A 21,190-nucleotide genomic window follows, 5' to 3' on the forward strand; every position below is an offset into this window, starting at 1 on the left:
GGGTTAACGCAAACCTTTGATTTTGCTTGTGGTCTGTTGCATTGTGCGCCCGGCGTCACGGGTATAAACTTTGCAAACTTTTCACAGAGGCCACTAACGGTTCGATTGGAGCCGTTCAGTCAGCATGAAACCGATTCAGCTGCCCCTAGGTGTGCGTCTGCGTGACGACGCTACCTTCATCAATTACTACCCAGGCGCCAATGCCGCTGCACTCGGCTATGTCGAGCGGCTCTGCGAAGCCGATGCCGGGTGGACGGAAAGCCTGATCTATCTCTGGGGCAAGGACGGCGTGGGGCGTACCCACTTGTTGCAGGCCGCCTGCCTGCGCTTTGAGCAGATGGGGGAACCTGCGGTGTATCTGCCGTTGGCCGAGTTGCTGGACCGTGGCATCGGCATCCTCGATAACCTTGAGCAATACGAGCTGGTGTGCCTGGATGACCTGCAAGCGGTTGCCGGCCGGGCCGAATGGGAAGAGGCACTGTTCCATCTGTTCAACCGCCTGCGCGACAGCGGCCGGCGCTTGCTGATTGCCGCATCCACCTCGCCTCGGGAATTGCCGGTCAAGCTGGCGGACCTCAAGTCCCGGCTGACCCTGGCGCTGATTTTCCAGATGCGCCCGCTGTCCGATGAAGACAAGCTGCGCGCCTTGCAACTGCGCGCATCGCGCCGTGGCTTGCACCTGACCGATGAAGTCGGGCATTTCATCCTCACCCGCGGCACCCGCAGCATGAGTGCGCTGTTCGATTTGCTTGAACAGCTCGACCAGGCCTCCTTGCAGGCCCAGCGCAAGCTCACCATTCCCTTTCTCAAAGAAACCCTCGGCTGGTAGCCAACCCTTTGAAACCGGCGTTTCTGGCAAATTCCAGGCGTCAGAAAACCTGCGTTTGGGCCGCGCTGGCCACGCAAAAGGGTCTAAATGGGGGTTAAGGGCTTAGATGACATAGGTCAAACAAGAAGTCACATAGATCACGATTGAATTTGCAAATCGATGTCATAGAAGGCATAGTCTCGACTTCTTTACATATCAGCCACGGTCGTGCCCATGCTAAATCGCTTCGCACCCCTCGTGCCTCTCGCACTCGTTACCCTGTTGTTTGGTTGCGCCACCCACCCCCAGCAGGTGGCCGAGCAGCAAAAGCCGCAGCAACAGCACCAAGCCAAATTCGTCCCGGCACAGTCTTCTTCTGTTTATGAAGAAGAGGTGGCGACCGAAAAAGAACTGGCCGAATTCGCCGACAGCAAGCCTTATCAGTTGCCGCTGCTGGCCGACAGCATCCTTGAACGCGGCATGTCCCTGATCGGTACCCGCTACCGTTTCGGTGGGACCTCTGAAGCCGGTTTCGACTGCAGCGGCTTTATCGGCTATCTGTTTCGTGAAGAAGCCGGCATGAACCTGCCGCGTTCCACCCGCGAAATGATCAACGTGGATGCACCGTTGGTCGCACGAAACAACCTCAAGCCCGGTGATCTGCTTTTCTTCAGTACCAATGGCCGTGGTCGCGTCAGCCACGCCGGTATCTACCTGGGCGATGACCAGTTCATCCACTCCAGCAGCCGCCGCAGCGGTGGGGTGCGGGTCGACAAGCTGGGCGACAGCTACTGGAGCAAAACCTTCATCGAAGCCAAGCGCGCACTGGCGATGGCCCCGACTACCGTTACCGCTCGCAAGTAAAGTTAAAGTGATACTTGAAGTTTGACGTGTAAGCGCTAGAATCCTGGGATATTGTTGCGAACCAGACCGCGCAAGCTTGCTTGTGCGGTCTGGTTTTCAGCGTTCGGCAGCGAAAGCCGCATCCAGATCAGGATTGTTCTGCCCATGTCGACCTCGGCCCGCCTAATTCTGCTTGTTTGCGCCGCACTGCTCAGTGCCTGCGCCAACCGTCCTGCACCTGCGCCTGTGGCCGTCAAGCCCAAGCCGGTATTCAACTATGCCGCCCAAAGCTTTTCGCCAGCGGCCGAAGACGTGCTGTTTCGCGCCTTGGGCCTGGTCGGCACGCCTTACCGTTGGGGCGGCAATACGCCGGACTCGGGGTTCGATTGCAGTGGCCTGATTGGTTTTGTCTACCGCGATGCCGCTGGCATCTCCCTGCCGCGCACCACGCGCGAGTTGATCGTGATGCGTGCCCAGGACGTGCGTGAGGATGCGCTGCAAACCGGCGACCTGCTGTTCTTCGCCACGGGCGGCGGCTCACAGGTCAGCCATGCCGGCATCTATGTCGGTGAAGGGCGCTTCGTGCATGCGCCACAAACCGGCGGTACGGTGAAGCTTGATACGTTGTCCAAGGCCTATTGGCAGAATGCCTACCTGAGCGCCAAGCGCGTCTTGCCGGCCGAGCACCTGGCGCGTAACCCTTAAGACCTGCACCGGTCAAAAATGTGGGAGCGGGCTTGCTCGCGATAGCGGTGAGTCAGTTAGAGATGCACGGGCTGATCTACCGCTATCGCGAGCAAGCCCGCTCCCACATTGGTTTTGTGGTGTTGCCGAGTCCTGCTATTTAGCAGCCGACACCCGCCACACTTTATTCCCCACATCATCCGCTACCAACAACCCGCCCTGCCGGTCGATCACCACACCCACCGGCCGCCCCATGGCTTTTTCATCACTGTTGAGAAAGCCGGTCAGCACATCCATCGGTGCGCCGTTGGGCTTGCCCTCCTCAAATGGCACAAAGATCACCTTGTAACCACTGTGCGGCTTGCGATTCCACGAGCCATGCTGGCCGATAAACGCACCATGGGCGAATTGTGCCGGCAGCGTGTTGCCTTCGGCAAAGGCCAGGCCCAGGGACGCAGTGTGCGGCCCGACGGCGTAGTCCGGCACAATGGCCTTGGCCACCAGGTCCGGATTCTGCGGTGTGACCCGCACATCCACATGTTGGCCGTAGTAGCTGAACGGCCAGCCATAGAAACCGCCATCCTTGACCGAGGTGATGTAGTCGGGCACCAAGTCGCTGCCGATTTCATCGCGCTCGTTGACCGCGGTCCACAGCTTGCCGCTTTGCGGCTCCCAGGCCATGCCATTGGGGTTACGCAGGCCGGAGGCAAAAATCCGCTGTTGACCGCTGGCCCGGTCAACCTCCCAGATTGCCGCGCGCCCCTGTTCGGCTGCCAGGCCATTTTCGCCAACGTTGCTGTTGGAACCCACGCTCACATACAACTTGCGGCCGTCCTTGCTCGCCACCACGTTTTTCGTCCAGTGGTGGTTGAGCGGGCCTCCCGGCAGGTCGATGACCTTGGTGCCTGGCGCCTTGATCGCGGTTTCTCCCGGTTGATAGGGAAAGCGCAGCAAGGTGTCCGAGTCGGCCACATACAGCTCGTTGCCCACCAGGGCCATGCCAAATGGCGAGTTGAGGTTTTCCAGGAACACCGTGCGGGTTTCCGCTATCCCATCATGGTCGGCATCGCGCAGCAGGGTGATGCGATTCGGGCTGGGTACGCCCGCGCCTGCACGGCCCATGACTTTTTCCATGACCCAGCCGCGAATGCCCTTGGCGTCATCCGGCTTGGGCGGTGCGTTGGTCTCGGCCACCAGCACATCGCCATTGGGCAATACATACAGCCAGCGCGGATGGTCCAGGCCTTCGGCGAATGCACCGACCTGGGTGCCCGCTGCGGCTGTGGGCTTGGCGCCGTCGGGCCAGCCAATCGCCGGGGCGATGTTGACGGTGGGAATCAGGGTGTTGTTCGGTTCCGGCAGCTTGGGCGACGGCCCCGTGCCGTCGGAGACCTGCAAGGTTGAGCTTTCCCCGCAGGCGGCGAGTGCGCCTGCGGTCATGATCAGTAGGGCGAGTCGGGTCTTGTGCATGTTTTTCTCCTCAAGGCCTGTAGTCATAGAGAGACGGCGCGCGGCGATGGTTCAAGTGCGTGGCCGGCTTTAATTGACGCTGTACCCCCAACCCACTAACCTTCGCCGCTTGTTTCAGGTGCTCTGTGGCGTACGCGTCGACCGAGTGAAACAGGGAAGCCGGTGAGTGCGCGCACTTTTCTACAGTGAGGCAACGATCCCGGCGCTGCCCCCGCAACGGTAAATGAGTCAAGACGCTGCTTTTGCCACTGTATCGCCTGCGATATGGGAAGGCGCATCGTCGGCCAGCCCTGGTCAACAGGGCGCCATTCATGAGCCCGGAGACCGGCCTGATTCATCCAACAGCATCACGGTGGGCGATGCTTGGCTTCATAGAGATTGTCTTTTCCTGCCCGCCGTTTTTGTCCAGCCCCAACGGAGAGCTGCCATGACTGATTCCCCTGATCGTGACGAACGCCACCTGGCGCGCATGCTGCGCAAAAAAGCGGTGATTGATGAGCGTATAGCCAATTCACCCAATGAATGCGGGTTGCTGCTGGTATTGACCGGCAACGGCAAAGGCAAGAGCAGCTCTGCTTTCGGCATGCTCGCCCGGGCCATGGGCCACGATCTGCAATGTGGCGTGGTGCAGTTCATCAAGGGCCGCAACAGCACCGGTGAGGAGCTGTTCTTCCGCCGCTTCCCCGAGCAGGTACGGTTCCACGTGATGGGCGAGGGTTTTACCTGGGAAACCCAGGACCGCCAGCGTGATATCGCCGCCGCCGAAGCGGCCTGGAAAGTGTCCCGGGAAATGCTGCAGGATCCGTCCATTGGCCTGGTGGTGCTCGATGAGCTGAATATCGCGCTCAAACACGGCTATCTCGATCTGGACCAGGTACTGGGCGACCTGCAAGCCCGTCCGCCGATGCAGCACGTGCTGATCACCGGTCGTGGCGCCAGGCCGGAACTGATTGAAATGGCCGACACGGTCACCGAAATGGGCATGCTCAAGCACGCGTTCCAGGCCGGTATCAAGGCACAGAAAGGCATCGAACTTTGAACCAGCCGCGCCATTGCCCAGCCGTGTTGATCGCCGCACCGGCGTCAGGCCAGGGCAAGACCACCGTCACCGCCGCCCTGGCCCGCTTGCACCGCAGCCTGGGGCGCAAGGTCCGGGTGTTCAAGTGCGGCCCGGACTTTCTCGACCCGATGATCCATGAGCGCGCCAGTGGTGCGCCGGTCTATCAATTGGACATGTGGATGGTTGGCGAGCAGGAAAGTCGCCGCTTGCTGTGGGAAGCGGCGGGGGAGGCGGACCTGATCCTGATCGAGGGCGTGATGGGGCTGTTCGACGGCACGCCATCGAGTGCCGACCTGGCTCGCCATTTTGGCGTACCCGTGCTGGCGGTGATCGATGGTACCGCCATGGCCCAGACCTTTGGCGCCCTGGCGCTGGGGCTGGCGCGTTACCAGGCAGACCTGCCGTTCGCCGGGGTCTTGGCCAACCGTGTCGGGACCGTGCGCCACGCCCAACTGCTCGAAGGCAGCCTGACCGAAGGCCTGAGCTGGTACGGCGCGCTGTCCCGGGAAACCGGCATCGAATTGCCCAGCCGCCACCTGGGCCTGGTGCAGGCCAGCGAGTTGAATGACCTGGACCTGCGCCTGGATGCGGCCGCGGCAGCCTTGGCCAGCAGTTGCGAGGTAGCGCTGCCACCGCCGGTCGAGTTCGCTGCACCCGTGGTGATCGAGGCCGAGCCGCTGTTGGCCGGGGTGCGGATTGCCGTGGCCCGTGACGAAGCCTTTGCCTTCACCTATGGCGCCAACCTCGACTTGCTGCGGGCGATGGGCGCCCAATTGCATTTCTTCTCGCCGATCCATGACCGTGTGCTGCCCGAGGCCGACAGCCTCTATCTGCCCGGTGGCTACCCGGAGTTGCATCACCAGGCGTTGTCGCAAAACACCGCGATGTTGCAGGCGATCCGTGCCCACCACGCCGCCGGCAAGCCGTTGCTGGCCGAATGCGGCGGCATGCTCTACCTGCTCGATTCCTTGACCGATGTCGAGGGCACTCGCGCCGAACTGTTGGGGCTGTTGCAAGGCGATGCGGTCATGCAAAAACGCCTGGCGGCCTTGGCCCTGCAGGCAGTCGAACTGCCGGAAGGCGTGCTGCGCGGCCATACCTACCATCATTCCTTGACCAGCACGCAATGGCAGCCGATTGCCCGTGGCCTGAGCCCCAATGGCGGGCGCGGTGCCGAGGCGGTGTATCGCCAGGGGCGGATGACGGCCTCCTATGTGCACTTTTATTTTCCGTCGAACCCGGCTGCGGTGGCCGCGCTATTTGCGCCCGAGCGGGACGCCTTTATAGGGGATTGCGTTCTAAATGCAGGAGCGGGCTTGCCCGCGATAGGGCCATGACCGACAACGCTTTCCCCCAGGCCGAGCGCGACGCCATCTACCGCGCCATCGCTGGACGCCGCGACATGCGCCACTTCAGCGGCGGCACGGTGGCCCCCGAACTACTCCAGCGCCTGCTGCAGGCTGCCCATCAGGCCCCCAGCGTCGGCCTGATGCAGCCCTGGCGCTTTATCCGCATCAGCGACCGCAACCTGCGTGGCCAGATCCAACAGTTGGTGGAAGCAGAGCGCATCCGTACTGCGCAAGCCCTGGGCGAACGTTCGGACGATTTTATGAAGCTCAAGGTCGAGGGTATCAATGATTGCGCCGAAGTCTTGGTAGCGGCGCTGATGGATGATCGCGAGCGGCATATCTTCGGGCGCCGGACCCTGCCGGAGATGGACCTGGCCTCGCTGTCCTGCGCGATCCAGAATCTATGGCTGGCATCGCGCGCCGAAGGCCTGGGCATGGGCTGGGTGTCGCTGTTCGAGCCCCGGGACCTGGCCGACCTGCTGGGCCTGCCGTCCGGCGCCAAGCCGCTGGCCGTACTGTGCCTGGGCCCGGTGACGGAGTTCTACCCGGCACCGATGTTGCAACTCGAAGGCTGGACCGAACCGCGTCCGCTGAGTGACATGCTGTATGAGAATTATTGGGGAGTGAGTCAATGAGTGTGGCCTTGCTGAGTGTCGCTGCAGTGGCGTTGGATGCGCTGCTGGGCGAGCCCAGGCGCTGGCATCCGCTGGTGGCGTTCGGCAATTTTGCCGGGCGCATCGAGCAACGTTTCAACTCTGCAGGGCGCGGCTGGCGCAGCCATGGTGTGACCGCATGGTTGATTAGCGTGATACCGCTGACCTTGCTGGCCACGGCCTTGTCCTGGGCGCCTTACTTTGGCTGGGTGATCGAGATCTTCGCGTTGTACCTGGCCCTGGGCATGCGCAGCCTGGGTGAGCATGTGTTGCCGGTGGCCCAGGCCCTGCGCAGCGGTGATCTGGACGAAGCGCGCACGCGCGTCAGTTATCTGGTCAGCCGTCAGACCGGTGAGCTGGACAGCACCGAAGTCGCCCGCGCCGCCACCGAGTCGGTGCTGGAAAACGGCAGCGACGCGGTGTTTGCCGCGCTGTTCTGGTTTGCCGTGGCCGGGGTGCCGGGCGTGGTGCTGTACCGCCTGAGCAATACCCTGGATGCCATGTGGGGCTATCGCAACGAACGCTTTGAACGCTTTGGCTGGGCGGCGGCAAAAATTGACGACGTACTCAATTACATTCCGGCGCGTTTGGTCGCGCTGACCTACGCCGTGCTGGGCAAGACACGCCTGGCGCTCAAATGCTGGCGCCGCCAGGGCCCGACCTGGGACAGTCCGAATGCCGGCCCGGTGATGGCGGCGGGGGCTGGTGCGCTGGGCGTCGAGCTGGGCGGGGCGGCGATTTACCACGGTGAGGTGCACCAGCGTCCGACCCTTGGCGAAGGGTCGCCAGCCGATGCCGATTCCATCGAGCGTGGCTGGCAACTGGTGCAGCGCGGCGTGTGGCTGTGGGTATTGATCCTGTGCGCGGGGGCGCAATTGTATGCTTGAACATGGTGGCCGGCTGCGCAAAGCCGCGATGCGGTACGGCATCGCCCAGGAGGATTGGCTGGACCTGTCCAGTGGCCTCGCGCCCTGGCCCTGGCCGATCCCGCCCATCCCACTGCGGGCCTGGGCGCGTTTGCCTGAAACCGATGACGGCCTGGAGCAGGCGGCCTGCGATTACTACGGCACGCCCCAGGTGCTGCCGGTGGCAGGTTCCCAGGCGGCCATCCAGTTGCTGCCGCGCTTGCGCCGGGCGGGCAAGGTCGGTGTGTTGTCGCCGTGCTATGCCGAGCATGCCGAAGCCTGGCGCCGCGCCGGTTATATCGTGCGTGAAGTGCTGGATCAGGAAGTCGACTTCTTCCTCGACAGCCTCGACGTGTTGGTAGTGGTCAATCCCAATAACCCCACTGGCCTGAGCCTTACGCCCCAGCGCCTGCTGGCCTGGCATGCGCGGCTGGCCCAGCGCGGTGGCTGGCTGGTGGTGGATGAGGCGTTTATGGACAACACCCCGCACTTGAGCCTGGCGAGCCAGGCCCATCGGGTGGGGCTGATTGTGTTGCGTTCGTTCGGCAAGTTTTTTGGCCTGGCCGGGGTGCGCCTGGGGTTTGTCCTGGCCGAGCGCAAACTGCTCAAGCTGCTGGCCGAACAGGTTGGCCCGTGGGCGGTGAGCGGGCCGACCCGGGAATTGGGCCAGGTCTGCCTGCGCGACAGTGCCGGCCAGACCTACCAACGTCAGCGCTGCGAAGACGCGAGCCAGCGCCTGTTCAGCCTGCTCGACCAATATGGCCTGCGCCCGCAAGGCGGCTGCGCGCTATTCCAGTGGCTGATCACCGATCGGGCCGAGCAGTTGCATGAATTCATGGCCCAGCGCGGCATCCTGCTGCGCCTGTTTGCCCACGACAGCAGCCTGCGATTTGGCCTGCCCGGGACTGACGCCGATTGGCTGCGCCTTGAACAAGCCCTGACGGCCTGGAAGCAAGCCTCATGACCACCTTGATGGTGCAAGGCACCACCTCCGACGCTGGCAAAAGCACCCTGGTGACCGCGCTGTGCCGTTGGGTCGTGCGCCAGGGCGTGCCCGTGGTGCCTTTCAAACCACAGAACATGGCGCTCAACAGTGCGGTCACGGCAGACGGTGGCGAGATCGGCCGCGCCCAGGCCGTGCAGGCCCAGGCCGCCAACCTGGCGCCGCACACCGATATGAACCCGGTGTTGCTCAAGCCCAACAGTGACACCGGCTCCCAGGTGATCATCCATGGCCGTGCCGTGACCAGCATGAATGCCGTGGCCTATCACGACTACAAGGCGATCGCCATGAGTGCAGTGTTGGCCTCGCACGCGCGCTTGAGTGCGACCTACCCCGTGGTGATGGTCGAAGGCGCAGGTTCGCCGGCCGAGATCAACCTGCGGGCCAACGACATTGCCAACATGGGTTTCGCCGAAGCGGTGGATTGCCCGGTACTGCTGATTGCCGATATCAATCGCGGCGGGGTATTCGCCCACCTGGTGGGTACGTTGGAATTGCTGGCGCCGTCGGAACAGGCACGGGTCAAGGGCTTTATCATCAACCGCTTTCGCGGCGATATCGCACTGTTGCAACCCGGCCTCGACTGGCTTGAGGCACGCACCGGCAAACCAGTGGTAGGCGTGCTGCCCTATGTGATGGACCTGCACCTGGAAGCCGAGGATGGTATCGACCAGCGCCAGATCGACAAGGCGGCGCAGGTGCTCAAAGTGGTGGTGCCAGTCTTGCCGCGCATCAGCAACCATACCGACTTCGACCCGTTGCGCCTGCATCCCCAGGTCGATCTGCAGTTTGTCGGGCCGGGGCAGGTGATCCCCGCCGCAGACCTGATCATCCTGCCCGGCTCGAAAAGCGTACGCAGCGACTTGGCCTACCTGCGCGCCAATGGCTGGGACGGCGCCATTGCCCGGCACTTGCGCTATGGCGGCAAGGTCCTGGGCATCTGCGGTGGCCTGCAGATGCTGGGTGAGCAGGTCCACGACCCGCTGGGCCTGGAAGGGCTGGCGGGTTCCAGCGCAGGCCTCGGCCTGCTGGCATTGAGCACCACCCTGGAGGCCGAGAAACAGTTGCGCAACGTGCGCGGTCGGCTGGTGCTGGAAGAGGCGCCGGTCAGCGGGTATGAGATCCATGCGGGCGTGACCCTGGGTACGGCCCTGGAACGCCCCGCAGTGCTGCTGGAGGATGGCCGCAGTGACGGCGCGCAGAGTGACGACGGGCAGATCCTCGGCACGTATCTGCACGGCCTGTTCGAAACGCCCGCGGCGTGCAGCGCCTTGTTGCGCTGGGCCGGTTTGCAGCAGGTGCAGGAGGTGGATTATCACGGCCTGCGCGAGCGCGATATCGAGCGTCTGGCGGATCTGGTGGAGCAGCATCTGGACACCCGGTTGCTGCGCCAGTTGTGTGGTATTTGAAGTTCATAGGCGATCACCGTCACTGTAGGAGCCGGCTTGCCGGCGATGACGGCACCCATTACACCGCCATTTCGAGGCCTGACCCATGTTGCAACTGATCCTCGGCGGCGCCCGCTCCGGCAAGAGCCGCCTGGCAGAAAAACTCGCCAGCGACAGCGCGATGCCCGTCACCTACATCGCCACCAGCCAGCCCCTGGACGGTGAAATGAACGCGCGCGTGGCCCTGCATCGCCAGCGTCGCCCAAGCAGTTGGGGGCTGGTCGAAGAACCGCTCGAGCTGGCCCGGGTCCTGCGCGAGCACGCCGCCCCCGGCCAGTGCCTGCTGGTGGATTGCCTGACCTTGTGGCTCACCAACCTATTGATGCTCGACGACCCGCAGCGCCTGGGCGTTGAGCGCGAACAACTGCTGGACTGCCTGGCGTCGCTGCCGGGGGAAATCATTTTTGTCAGCAACGAGACCGGTCTGGGTGTCGTGCCGCTGGGCGAATTGACTCGCCGCTATGTGGATGAAGCCGGTTGGCTGCATCAAGCCTTGGCCGAACGTTGTCAGCGGGTCGTGCTGAGCGTTGCAGGCCTGCCCCTGACTTTGAAAGGTACTGCGTTATGACCCCATCCTGGTGGCTGGACCCCTGCAAGGCGCTGGACGCCGAGGCCTATGAACAAGCCTTGGCCCGCCAGCAACAACTGACCAAGCCCGCCGGGTCCCTGGGGCAGCTGGAGGCGCTGGCGGTGCAACTGGCCGGTTTGCAGGGCCGGGTCAAGCCGGCGGTCGAGCAGGTGTGGATCGCGATCTTTGCCGGCGATCACGGCGTGGTCGCGGAGGGCGTCTCGGCCTATCCCCAGGAAGTCACCGGGCAGATGCTGCATAACTTTGTCAGCGGTGGCGCGGCGATCAGCGTGTTGGCCCGTCAACTGGATGCGCAGCTGGAAGTGCTGGACCTGGGCACCGTTACGCCATCGCTGGACCTGCCGGGCGTGCGCCACCTGAATATCGCCCCGGGCACGGCCAATTTCGTGCTGGGCGCGGCCATGACCGAGGCCCAGGGCCAACTGGCCCTGGCGGCGGGGCGTGACAGCGTACAGCGGGCGATCAGCGCCGGTGCGCAGCTGTTCATCGGTGGCGAGATGGGCATTGGCAACACCACCGCCGCCAGTGCGCTGGCCTGTGCCTTGCTCGATTGCCAGGTCCGCGACCTGACCGGTCCCGGCACCGGCCTCGATGCCCAAGGCGTGAGCCATAAAGTGGCGGTGATCGAGCGCGCCCTGGCATTGCATGGCGGGCAGCGGGGCGACCCGTTGCAGACGCTGTTCAATCTCGGTGGCCTGGAGATCGCCGGGTTGGTGGGGGCGTACCTGGCCTGCGCCCAGGCGGGCGTGGTGGTGCTGGTCGACGGGTTTATCTGCACCGTTGCGGCGCTGGTCGCCACGCGCCTGAACCCGTCCTGCCGGCCATGGCTGTTGTTCGGCCACCGGGGCGCCGAGCCGGGCCATCGCCACGTGCTGCAAAGCCTGGAAGCCGAGCCGCTGTTGGAACTGGGCCTGCGCCTGGGCGAAGGCAGTGGCGCGGCGCTGGCGGTGCCACTGTTGCGTCTGGCGTGTGCCCTGCACGGGCAGATGGCGACGTTCGCTGAAGCGGCCGTGGCGGACCGTCCCGCATGACCTTGCACCTGGACCTGCTGCGCCATGGCGAAACCGAACTGGGCGGTGGTTTGCGCGGCAGCCTGGATGATGCGCTGACTGCCAAGGGCTGGGCGCAGATGCGCGAGGCGGTGCTGGCGCGTGGGCCGTGGGAGCGTCTGGTCAGCTCGCCGCTGCAGCGCTGCGCGCGGTTTGCCGAAGAATTGGGCGCGCGGCTGGACCTGCCGGTGCGTCTGGAACCGGATCTGCAAGAGCTGCATTTCGGCGCCTGGGAAGGGCAGAGCGCAGCGAAGTTGATGGAGACTGACGCCGAGGCGCTGGGCCTGTTCTGGGCTGATCCGTATAGCTTTACGCCGCCGGATGGCGAGCCTGTCGAAGCGTTTTCCCGGCGTGTACGCGGTGCGGTCCTACGTCTGCATCAGCTGTATGCCGGCCAGCGGGTGCTGCTGATCAGCCATGGTGGTGTCATGCGTTTGCTGCTGGCCCAGGCCCGTGGCTTGCCCCGTGAACACTTGTTGAATGTCGAGGTAGGCCACGGCGGCTTGTTCAGCCTGCGGGTCGAGGCTGATGGTGTATTGAGCGAGGGTGCCTGAATGTTGCCGTTCTGGATTGCCTTGCAGTTTCTCAGCAGCCTGCCGATTCGCCTGGCGGGCATGCCACAACCCCAGGCGCTGGGGCGTTCGCTGCTGTTTTATCCGCTGGTGGGGCTGCTGTTCGGGCTGCTGCTGTGGGGCTTGCACACGGCGTTGATGGGGGCACCTTTGTTGTTGCACGCGGCGTTGCTGCTGACGGCATGGGTATTGCTCAGTGGCGGCCTGCACCTGGATGGCCTGGCGGACAGTGCCGATGCATGGCTGGGCGGTTTTGGCGACCGCGAGCGCACCCTGGCCATCATGAAAGACCCGCGCAGCGGCCCGATTGCCGTGGTCACCCTGGGCTTGGTGCTGCTGTTGAAGTTCGCTGCGCTGGTGGCTTTGATCGAGCAAGCAAATGGCGCTGCATTGATCCTCGCCCCATTGATTGGTCGCAGCTCGCTGCTGGCACTGTTTCTCACCACCCGCTATGTGCGCGCCGGGGGATTGGGCCAGGCGCTGGCGGACCACTTGCCACGGATTGTCGGGCAACAGGTGCTGATCCTCAGTGGCCTGACTTGTGTGCTGATTGGCGGTATCAGCGGCGGGGTTGCGGTGTTGCTGGCGGCCCTCTGTTTCATGGGCTTGCGGCAAGTGATGATCAATCGATTGGGCGGCACGACCGGCGATACCGCCGGCGCCTTGTTGGAGCTGCTCGAAGTGGCGGTGTTGATCGGCCTGGCCCTGTAACACTTTCTTGCATTTCCTTAATCGCGGGTATATACACGTTCCATGCTTGCCTCCCAATGTTTATGCACCAACCTGCGTCGTGCCGCCCGTGGCGTCAGCAGGCACTACGACGGCGCCCTCGATGGCTTCGGGATCAACGTCGCTCAGTATTCCTTGCTGTGTAATTTGCAGCGCCTGGACCAGCCGAGTATTTCCAGCCTGGCCGATGCCATGGGCCTGGACCGCAGCACCCTGGGGCGTAACCTGCGGGTGCTGGAGGGCGAGGGCCTGGTGCGGCTGGTCGAGGGCGATGACCTGCGCAATCGCCTGGTGATGTTGACCGATATGGGCAAAGAGCGCCTGGCGGCCGCGTTGCCCGCCTGGGAGGCGGCGCAGCAGAAACTGATCGATAAATTGGGTGCGCAAAAACGCGAAACCTTGTTGGCCTTGCTGGACGAACTCGCTTAAACGCGGGCTTGTTTGAATACAAGCGGGTATATACCCGCAAGCGGAGAATAATAATGACCTCGATGTGGCGTACCAGTGGCTGGATTCTTGTCGGGAGTGCGCTGATCCTGGCCCTTTCCCTGGGCGTGCGCCATGGCTTTGGCCTGTTCCTGGCGCCCATGAGTGCCGAGTTCGGCTGGGGGCGTGAAACCTTTGCCTTTGCCATCGCCTTGCAAAACTTGATCTGGGGCCTGGCGCAGCCGTTTACCGGGGCCCTGGCCGACCGGTTTGGCGCGGCTAAAGTGGTGATGATCGGCGGCGTGCTCTATGCCTTGGGCCTGGTGCTCATGGGCCTGTCCGATTCGGCGTGGTCGCTGTCGCTGAGTGCCGGCCTGCTGATCGGTATCGGCCTGTCCGGCACCTCGTTCTCGGTGATTCTCGGCGTGGTAGGACGTGCGGTGGCCCCGGAAAAACGCAGCATGGCCATGGGCATTGCCAGTGCTGCCGGGTCTTTCGGCCAGTTCGCCATGCTGCCGGGCACCCTGGGCCTGATTGGCTGGCTGGGCTGGTCCGCCGCCTTGCTGGTGCTGGGCCTGCTGGTGGCACTGATCGTACCGCTGGTGACGATGGTCAAGGACCGCCCGCTGCCGGCGTTGGTTGGCCAGCAAACCCTGCGCGAGGCCCTGCACGAAGCCTGTTCCCATTCTGGCTTCTGGTTGCTGGCGTTCGGCTTTTTTGTCTGCGGATTTCAGGTGGTGTTTATCGGCGTGCACTTGCCGGCGTACCTGGTGGACCAGCATCTGCCGGCGACTGTCGGCACCACGGTGCTGGCCTTGATCGGCCTGTTCAATATCTTCGGCACCTACACTGCCGGCTGGCTCGGCGGGCGGATGTCCAAGCCGCGTTTGCTCACCGCGTTGTACCTGCTGCGGGCCGTGGTGATCGTGTTGTTCCTGTGGGCGCCGGTGACGCAGATGAGCGCCTACCTGTTCGGCATGGCCATGGGCTTTTTGTGGCTGTCGACCGTGCCGCTGACCAACGGTACGGTGGCGACCTTGTTCGGCGTGAGAAATCTGTCGATGCTGGGTGGGATCGTGTTCCTGTTCCATCAATTGGGTTCGTTCCTCGGCGGCTGGCTGGGGGGCGTGGTCTATGATCGAACTGGCAACTACGATTTGATCTGGCAGGTGGCGATTGTCTTGAGCCTGGTAGCAGCCGCCCTTAACTGGCCAGTGCGTGAGCGGCCTGTGGCCAGGTTGCAGGCGCAGATGGGGGTAGCATGAATTCGATCGGATACTGGTTTGGCGCAGCAGGTCTGCTGACGCTGTTGCTGCTGGCCTGGTGGGGGTGGCAGAGCAGCGGGCTGGCGTTGATGCAGCTGGGTATGGCGATCTGTTAAGTTGTTTGCCTGACTTTGTGCAAGGACACCCAACATGTTGATGCGCTGGCTCGCAGTACCTGCCCTGATGGTGGCTTTTGGCGGTGTCGCCATGGCCGCCGATTGCCCGCCGTTGCTCGAAGGCCAATTGCCCAAGTTGCGCGCCAAGGAATCCATCGACCTGTGCCAGCGTTTTGCCGGCAAGCCCCTGGTCATCGTCAACACCGCCAGTTTTTGTGGGTTCGCCCCGCAGTTCAAAGGCCTGGAGGCGCTGTATCAGCGCTACAAGGGCGATGGCCTGGAAGTGATTGGCGTGCCCTCCGACGACTTCAAGCAGGAAGCCAAGACCGGCGAGGAGACCGCCAAGGTTTGCTATGTGAACTACGGCGTGACCTTCACCATGACCGAGCCGCAGAAGGTCAGGGGGCCCGATGCGGCACACCTGTTCAAGGTCCTGGCCGAGCAGAGCAATGCGCCGAAGTGGAATTTCTATAAGTACGTGGTGGATCGCCAAGGTAAGGTGGTCGCCAGTTTCTCCAGCCTGACCAAGCCGGACAGTCCGGAACTGATCGAGGCCGTAGAGCGGGCACTGGCTTTGTAGGCGCCGGCTTGGCGAAGGCGGCCTGTCAGCCAACCTATAAAAAACCCGCTTCCTTCACAGGAGAGCGGGTTTTTTATGCAGCGTTGGATCAGAACTTGTACGTCATGCCCAGGCCGAAACCGTTGGCGCTGTTTTCGTACTTGGCGTTGTACGTCTGGCCCAACTGGTTGGAGCGACGGACCTTGACAGCTTCTTCCTGCAGGTACGAGTAGGCCAGGTCGATGGTCATGTTATCCATGACTGCGTAGCCCAGGCCAACACTGAAGATGGTCCGGTCGCCGGTAGGGATACGTGGCGAACGATCAGTGTTGTTGGTTGGCGACTGGTCGAAGGTCAGGCCGGTACGCACTACCACTTGCTTGGTCAACTGGTACGACGTACCGACTGCGTAAGCCCAGGTATCGTGCCAGTTCTGGTCTTCCTTGATGGTACCCACCAGTGCTGGGGCTGCACCGCCGCCATTGCCGGCTGTCACGCCTTCGTTGTTGACGGTGATGTCTTTCAGGCGGCTCCAGCGGGTCCAGGTCGCACCGGCATACAGCTTCCAGGCATCGTTCATGTCCTGGGTCACCGACAGGTCCCAGGATTCAGGGGTGTCGATCTTCAGCGAAGCGTCATAGCGGTTGCCGCGCAGCAGCTGGCCTGGAACGCCGGTGCCTGGGGAGACTTCGGTGTGGCCTTCGAGCTTGTACTTCACTTTCGAGTGGTAGGTCAGGCCCACGCGGGTGGTGTCGGTGGCTTGTACCAGCACGCCAACGTTAAAGCCCAGGGCAGTATCGTCACCCTTGATCTTGATGTTGTTGACGGCGTTAGGCACTTGCGGCAGCGAAACGTCCGACTCCAATGTACCGGCGATGCGGTTGAAGGTCGGACCGAAACCTACGGACACCCGGTCGTTGAAGGCGTAGCTGACAGTCGGCTGGAAGGTGATGACCTTCACTTCGCTCTTGCTGCCAAAGCCGCGGCCCTGGAAGCCACGTTCGTAGTCAGTGACCAGACCGAACGGGGCATAGACACCGAAACCGACTGCCCATTGATCATTGAGTTTGTTGGTATAGAAACCGAACGGAACGGCAGTGAAAGGCACCATATCGCCTTTGTTGCTACCGCGGGTATTGGTATTGCCACTGACTTGGCTGATATCGGTGGATGCATCAATTGCGGCAACACCGCCCGATATTTGCTGGCCTTCAAGGCGAGCCATACCGGCAGGGTTGCCAAAAACGGTACTTGCATCATCGGCAGAAGAAGATCGGCCGGCGAAACCGGTACCCATCCCGCTGACGCTCTGTTCGTTGAGGGCAAAGCCGCTTGCGAACAGTTGGGAAGAGGCCATGGCAACGGCAAGGCTAAGTGTGGTCTTGAGCATTACTTTTTTCATTATTAGAACTCCGAGGTGATCACCGCTGCGGAAAGTAGCAATAAAATTGACTGAGCGCTATAGGCTGTAACGTAGGAGATAGAGCGGTTTTGTAGGACAATCCGACCAAATTTGCGGGTTTTTGCCGAATCTTGCAAAGTGCCCGATCAGCAGGCGACCTGATTCATTGGGTTTACACAGGTTTGCCAAGCCTGCGTGTAATCGCGCAACCGGCCCTGGGGGTGAAATATTTCTTTCCAGATACGGGCCATGGCCAGCAGGTCGTCGGGTCGGGGCAGTTCGGGACGATGTTGCTCCACCAGCAACCAGGCAATAGCGGTGGCGTAGCGCAGGTTGACCGTCAGTTCCAACTGCGGCCCGCTGAGGAAGGCGTGCTGGCTTGCGAGGCCCCGCACCAGGCTGGCACGTTCCGGGTCACGGGCCAGATAGTTGTCCCACAGGGCTCTGTGACGTGACTCGGTAATGCGATACAGGCCGTGGCCGCGCCGGTCATGCAAGGCAGAGCCCAGTTCCGATTGGCTGGCGGCAACCCCCAGCAGCAGGGTTTCTGCGGTCTGGCTGTGGCGACCGAGGTAAATCAGCGTGGGTCGGATCACGTAGCGACACAATTCGCCGGCGGCAATGCCCATAAAACCCTCGAAACCTTGAAAGTGGTCGACGAGGCCTGAGAAGGGGGGGGCTTGGCAGCGGTGGGTCGGATCTCAGGCTCGCCGGAGGCGGAACAGGCCGCCTGAGTTGAAGTGTAGTGTCAGATTTACGATGTAAAGGACTGTTTTTAAAATATTTCTGTTTGGTGGTTATAGACGTTATATCGGTTTGGCCTAAAGGAAGCCGACAGAAACCCGAATCGCGGGCAATAAAAAACCCTGCCTTGCGGGCAGGGTTTTCGATGTTCAGCGTCGGGTCAATCAGGCAACCAGGGCCTGACGGGTACGCTCGATCACGGCCTGCAGCGGCTCTGCGCTGGAGTATTGATCGGGGTACAGGCGTTCGCTGTGACGAGCGATGCCGTGTTCGTTGACCAGGGTGAAGCTGAAGCAGCCTTTGCGAGCGGCCATGATCAGGCAGTTCATTGGAGCAAAAGCATTGGTTAGGGTGCGAATGGCATCCTGAGTATGGATTTGAGTGGACATATTATTGGTGTTCCTACAAATGACACGGATAAGAACCGTGCAACGTTAAAACGTTCCAGTGACGCTGATCACCATTGATCATGCGAAGAACCCGACTGGAACAAAGCAGCCAGTTTGAAGCGCTGAATAGTTTGGCGCGCTTGGGCTGGCAGGTAGGTACTTAGGAGGGCAGGCAACACAACAGGGGCAAAGGTTCTGGGCCCAGGGTGAAGATCCTGATCAATTTGCAGGTTGGTTCGGTCAGAGTATGGAAACTTCGCGACACCCTTTGCATTGTTCAAAGGCAGTGTCGTCGCAAGTGATACCTGGAAACCATCGAGGTGGTCGATCCCATCAAGATTGACAGAACTTCTCTTCAGGGAAGTTACGTCGCGGGGATTTGTTCGACCAGAATTGACTTTCAGCTTGGTACTAACGCCGCGGATAGTAATAGCTTGAAACGGGTAAAGCAAGTGTGTTAGCGAAAATATTTCAATCAACCGCCCATAAGCCCGCGATAAATCAGCACCGTGGCTGCGGCAGCCAACGAACAGCCCAGCGCGTAGGCGGCTAGGGTCAGGCGCAGGGATTGGCCGGTTTCGATCACGCTCATCACATCACCCATGTCGTTGACCCGCCCGTCACCCAGCTCGATGCACAGGCTGACTGCTGTGAATGCGGCTGACAACAGGATGGCGATGGCAAACAGCGCGCCATCAGGGGAGGGCAGCACGGCATTGATCCCCAGGGAAATCACGCAAATGGCGAGCAGCAGCAGTGCGAACACCAGAATTCCTCTCATGACACGGCGTCCCTCCTTGCAATAGGGCAAACAGTGTGGCGAGCCCGGTGGCGTTTGAAAAGTGACGCTTGTGTGTCACCCGTAACGTTTTGCCACGGTTCTGGGCCACAAAACAGCAGGGATACGATCTCCAGGCAGGCAGTTGTGCACATTGGTTGCGCAGTGTGTCACCGGGTTGGGGCGCAGCCGGATGGCCCCTCGGATGCCTGCATCAAAAATTTAAGTCAATGAAAAATCTGGCTTTTTTTTATTGGTGAAAAAATCGTCAGTTTAAGCGCGGCCCCCGCTCCATGGGCCTTTGAGCGCGTTAAAGCATGGTTGTCCACTGAGTTATCCACAGCTTCTGTGGATTGTCCCAAGCGCTTGCTCTAGAACGGGCGTGCAGGGTTTTTTCAGCTTTACCCGTACGAAAAAAGGAGTAGAGTGGCGCGCCTTCCGTTCTGCCCTACAGTGCTTTATGAAGTTTCGCTCAGTATCACCTTCTGTTACCGACAACCCTCCCAGTGTTACCACGCCCAAGCGTTTCTCTTTGAAAGTCGCCTTGTGGCTGCTGGATAACCCTCGCATTGGCGATAACCCCAATATCAAGCATTTCGCCGGGCGCTTGCTCAAGCAGCCGGCCCGTGAAGGGGTGGTCGTGGCTCAGAGCCGCCTGGGTCTGTTGATGTGTCGCGAGTGCGGCAATGCCCGGGACCGCCGCATCGGCCATGACCTCCTGCGCCAGGCCGCCCGTGCCGGCGACCTTGGCGCCCAGCGTGAACTGGGCCAGATCAAAGACTGAGCTGTCCACGAAGCGCGTGCTTGGTTAACCTTCCTCTTTTACCGTAATGGCAGGAATGGCTATGGCTTTTGACTGGACCAGTGTTGCGCTGGGCCTCGCCGCTGCGGCGTTGCCTCTGTTGGTCCTGTGCTGGCAGATCCAGCGCCGCCTGAATGCACGCAGCGCCGGCTGGGAGCTGCTGGAAGAGCGCCTGGCCACCGCGCAGATGGCCCAGGAAGGGCTGGCTGCGCAACTGGACGCCAGCCGTGATGAGATCAGCGACCTGAGCCAGGCCAATGCCGCCAAGCAGGCGGACCTGGCGGCTGTTCGCCGGGAGGTCGAACTGCTGCAGATCGATCGTGATAACGCCCGTGATGCCGCTCATGCCTGGAACATCGAGCGCTCTGCCAAGGAAGGCGAGCTACGCCGCCTAGACGCTTTGTCGGCCTCCCTGCGTGCCGAACTGCGTGAGCAACAGGACAGCCATCAACAACGCCTCAACGACCTGCAAGGCTCACGGGATGAGTTGCGTGCGCAGTTCGCCGAACTGGCGGGGAAAATTTTCGACGAACGCGAGCAGCGGTTTGCCGAGACCAGCCAGCAACGCCTCGGGCAATTGCTTGACCCGTTGAAGGAACGCATCCAGTCGTTCGAAAAGCGCGTGGAGGAAAGCTATCAGAACGAGGCGCGGGAGCGCTTTTCCCTGGCCAAGGAGCTGGAGCGCCTACAGCAATTGAACCTGCGCCTGTCGGACGAAGCCACCAACCTGACCCGCGCCCTTAAAGGGCAGAAAACCCAGGGCAACTGGGGCGAGTTGATTCTGGAGCGGGTGCTGGAACATGCCGGTCTGGAGAAAGGCCGCGAGTACCAGACCCAGGTCAGCCTCAAGGGCCCGGATGGTGAGCGTTTCCAGCCGGATGTGCTGATCATGCTGCCGGGCGACAAGCAGGTGGTGGTGGACTCCAAGGTCAGCCTGACGGCTTATCAGCAGTACGTGGCGGCCGATGACGAGATGATCGGCCAGGTCGCCCTCAAACAGCATGTGCTGTCGCTGCGCAACCATGTCAAAGGCTTGGCCAGCAAGGACTATAAACGTCTGGAAGGCCTGCACAGCCTGGATTTCGTGTTGCTGTTCGTGCCTATCGAAGCGGCGTTCTCGGCAGCGTTGCAGGCGGAGCCGAATCTGTTCCAAGAGGCTTTCGACCGCCATATCGTGATTGTCAGTCCGACCACTTTGCTGGCGACCCTGCGGGTGATCGACAGCCTTTGGAAGCAGGAACGGCAAAGCCAGAATGCCCGGGAAATCGCCGAACGTGCTGGCTGGCTGTACGATAAGTTCGTGCTGTTTATCCAGGACCTGGATGAAGTGGGCAACCGCCTGCAGCAGTTGGATAAGGCTTACAGTGCGGCACGCAATAAGCTTACCGATGGTCGCGGAAATCTGGTCAGTCGCGTCGAGCAATTGAAGCTGCTGGGCGCGCGCGCGAGCAAAGGCTTGCCGTCCGATCTGTTGGAGAAGGCGATGACCGACGAAGATGGCGTGGTGCAACTCCCTGACTAAACGCAGCACCCACATTTGATCGGAT

Annotated in this window: 23 protein-coding genes and 1 riboswitch; of the genes, 18 read left to right on the plus strand and 5 right to left on the minus strand. The window is 61.8% G+C overall.

Annotation, left to right across the window (positions count from 1 at the left end; all coding sequences use genetic code 11):
• The first annotated feature begins 124 nt into the window (after window positions 1-124).
• From hda to HZ99_RS25045, 3 genes are all read left to right on the plus strand, one after another.
• Window positions 125-829, plus strand: a complete 705-nt coding sequence (hda, locus tag HZ99_RS25035) for a DnaA regulatory inactivator Hda (protein ID WP_038446867.1) — start codon at window positions 125-127, stop codon at window positions 827-829.
• 213 nt (window positions 830-1,042) lie between these two features.
• A complete protein-coding gene (locus tag HZ99_RS25040; protein ID WP_038446869.1) occupies window positions 1,043-1,672 on the plus strand; it encodes a C40 family peptidase in 630 nt (209 codons plus the stop codon).
• A gap of 144 nt (window positions 1,673-1,816) precedes the next feature.
• Entirely contained in the window at window positions 1,817-2,356 is a 540-nt protein-coding gene (locus tag HZ99_RS25045; RefSeq protein WP_038446871.1) for a C40 family peptidase, read from the plus strand.
• A gap of 135 nt (window positions 2,357-2,491) precedes the next feature.
• Here HZ99_RS25045 and HZ99_RS25050 read toward each other — a convergent pair whose 3' ends face one another.
• Window positions 2,492-3,805, minus strand: coding sequence for a PQQ-dependent sugar dehydrogenase (locus HZ99_RS25050; protein ID WP_038446873.1), 1,314 nt, complete (start codon window positions 3,803-3,805; stop codon window positions 2,492-2,494).
• A gap of 99 nt (window positions 3,806-3,904) precedes the next feature.
• Window positions 3,905-4,153: riboswitch (cobalamin riboswitch) on the plus strand.
• 79 nt (window positions 4,154-4,232) lie between these two features.
• Between HZ99_RS25050 and cobO the strand changes: the two genes are divergently transcribed.
• The 13 genes from cobO to HZ99_RS25115 all read left to right on the plus strand — a co-directional run bounded on the left by cobO (window position 4,233) and on the right by HZ99_RS25115 (window position 15,549).
• Entirely contained in the window at window positions 4,233-4,844 is a 612-nt protein-coding gene (cobO, locus tag HZ99_RS25055) for a cob(I)yrinic acid a,c-diamide adenosyltransferase (RefSeq protein ID WP_038446875.1), read from the plus strand.
• Complete coding sequence (locus HZ99_RS25060; RefSeq protein ID WP_038446877.1) at window positions 4,841-6,202, plus strand: cobyrinate a,c-diamide synthase; 1,362 nt, start codon at window positions 4,841-4,843, stop codon at window positions 6,200-6,202. The genes cobO and HZ99_RS25060 overlap by 4 nt, the downstream gene beginning before the upstream one ends.
• Complete coding sequence (gene bluB, locus HZ99_RS25065; RefSeq protein ID WP_038446879.1) at window positions 6,199-6,849, plus strand: 5,6-dimethylbenzimidazole synthase; 651 nt, start codon at window positions 6,199-6,201, stop codon at window positions 6,847-6,849. Before HZ99_RS25060 ends, bluB begins: the two co-directional genes overlap by 4 nt.
• Complete coding sequence (gene cbiB, locus HZ99_RS25070) at window positions 6,846-7,754, plus strand: adenosylcobinamide-phosphate synthase CbiB (protein WP_038446882.1); 909 nt, start codon at window positions 6,846-6,848, stop codon at window positions 7,752-7,754. The genes bluB and cbiB overlap by 4 nt, the downstream gene beginning before the upstream one ends.
• Window positions 7,747-8,736: a threonine-phosphate decarboxylase CobD gene (gene cobD, locus HZ99_RS25075; protein ID WP_038446884.1), complete on the plus strand. Its 990-nt coding sequence runs from the start codon at window positions 7,747-7,749 to the stop codon at window positions 8,734-8,736. Before cbiB ends, cobD begins: the two co-directional genes overlap by 8 nt.
• A complete protein-coding gene (locus tag HZ99_RS25080) occupies window positions 8,733-10,184 on the plus strand; it encodes a cobyric acid synthase (protein WP_038446886.1) in 1,452 nt (483 codons plus the stop codon). The genes cobD and HZ99_RS25080 overlap by 4 nt, the downstream gene beginning before the upstream one ends.
• Before the next feature lie 85 nt (window positions 10,185-10,269).
• Window positions 10,270-10,791, plus strand: a complete 522-nt coding sequence (cobU, locus tag HZ99_RS25085) for a bifunctional adenosylcobinamide kinase/adenosylcobinamide-phosphate guanylyltransferase (RefSeq protein WP_038446888.1) — start codon at window positions 10,270-10,272, stop codon at window positions 10,789-10,791.
• Window positions 10,788-11,843 carry a nicotinate-nucleotide--dimethylbenzimidazole phosphoribosyltransferase gene (cobT, locus tag HZ99_RS25090; protein ID WP_038446891.1) on the plus strand — a complete coding sequence of 352 codons (1,056 nt, stop codon included), beginning with the start codon at window positions 10,788-10,790 and terminating at the stop codon, window positions 11,841-11,843. Before cobU ends, cobT begins: the two co-directional genes overlap by 4 nt.
• On the plus strand, window positions 11,840-12,415 hold the full coding sequence (gene cobC, locus HZ99_RS25095) for an alpha-ribazole phosphatase family protein (RefSeq protein ID WP_038446893.1): 576 nt from the start codon (window positions 11,840-11,842) through the stop codon (window positions 12,413-12,415). Before cobT ends, cobC begins: the two co-directional genes overlap by 4 nt.
• Window positions 12,416-13,144 carry an adenosylcobinamide-GDP ribazoletransferase gene (locus HZ99_RS25100; RefSeq protein WP_038446895.1) on the plus strand — a complete coding sequence of 243 codons (729 nt, stop codon included), beginning with the start codon at window positions 12,416-12,418 and terminating at the stop codon, window positions 13,142-13,144.
• A 42-nt stretch (window positions 13,145-13,186) separates the two neighbouring features.
• Window positions 13,187-13,591, plus strand: coding sequence for a MarR family winged helix-turn-helix transcriptional regulator (locus HZ99_RS25105; protein WP_038446896.1), 405 nt, complete (start codon window positions 13,187-13,189; stop codon window positions 13,589-13,591).
• Window positions 13,592-13,653: 62 nt separating this feature from the next.
• The gene (locus tag HZ99_RS25110; RefSeq protein ID WP_162473207.1) at window positions 13,654-14,853 is read left to right on the plus strand and encodes an MFS transporter; all 1,200 of its coding nucleotides are present in this window, start codon (window positions 13,654-13,656) and stop codon (window positions 14,851-14,853) included.
• A 150-nt stretch (window positions 14,854-15,003) separates the two neighbouring features.
• Window positions 15,004-15,549, plus strand: a complete 546-nt coding sequence (locus HZ99_RS25115) for a glutathione peroxidase (RefSeq protein WP_038446900.1) — start codon at window positions 15,004-15,006, stop codon at window positions 15,547-15,549.
• Window positions 15,550-15,637: 88 nt separating this feature from the next.
• On the opposite strand, the gene HZ99_RS25120 is transcribed toward HZ99_RS25115, so the two are convergent.
• From HZ99_RS25120 to HZ99_RS25135, 4 genes are all read right to left on the minus strand, one after another.
• On the minus strand, window positions 15,638-16,930 hold the full coding sequence (locus HZ99_RS25120) for an OmpP1/FadL family transporter (RefSeq protein WP_038446902.1): 1,293 nt from the start codon (window positions 16,928-16,930) through the stop codon (window positions 15,638-15,640).
• A 146-nt stretch (window positions 16,931-17,076) separates the two neighbouring features.
• Window positions 17,077-17,559: a hypothetical protein gene (locus HZ99_RS25125; RefSeq protein WP_038446904.1), complete on the minus strand. Its 483-nt coding sequence runs from the start codon at window positions 17,557-17,559 to the stop codon at window positions 17,077-17,079.
• 279 nt (window positions 17,560-17,838) lie between these two features.
• Complete coding sequence (locus HZ99_RS25130) at window positions 17,839-18,063, minus strand: hypothetical protein (RefSeq protein WP_007898912.1); 225 nt, start codon at window positions 18,061-18,063, stop codon at window positions 17,839-17,841.
• 475 nt (window positions 18,064-18,538) lie between these two features.
• A complete protein-coding gene (locus HZ99_RS25135) occupies window positions 18,539-18,844 on the minus strand; it encodes a hypothetical protein (RefSeq protein WP_038446907.1) in 306 nt (101 codons plus the stop codon).
• A gap of 457 nt (window positions 18,845-19,301) precedes the next feature.
• On the opposite strand from HZ99_RS25135, the gene HZ99_RS25140 reads away from it, so the two are divergent.
• Both HZ99_RS25140 and rmuC read left to right on the plus strand, forming a co-directional pair.
• A complete protein-coding gene (locus HZ99_RS25140) occupies window positions 19,302-19,625 on the plus strand; it encodes a sel1 repeat family protein (RefSeq protein ID WP_038446909.1) in 324 nt (107 codons plus the stop codon).
• A gap of 175 nt (window positions 19,626-19,800) precedes the next feature.
• Complete coding sequence (gene rmuC / locus HZ99_RS25145) at window positions 19,801-21,165, plus strand: DNA recombination protein RmuC (protein WP_181883245.1); 1,365 nt, start codon at window positions 19,801-19,803, stop codon at window positions 21,163-21,165.
• The last annotated feature ends 25 nt before the right edge of the window (window positions 21,166-21,190 follow it).

Source organism: Pseudomonas fluorescens, from assembly GCF_000730425.1.
In the GTDB taxonomy this organism is placed as follows: Bacteria; Pseudomonadota; Gammaproteobacteria; order Pseudomonadales; family Pseudomonadaceae; genus Aquipseudomonas; species Aquipseudomonas fluorescens_X.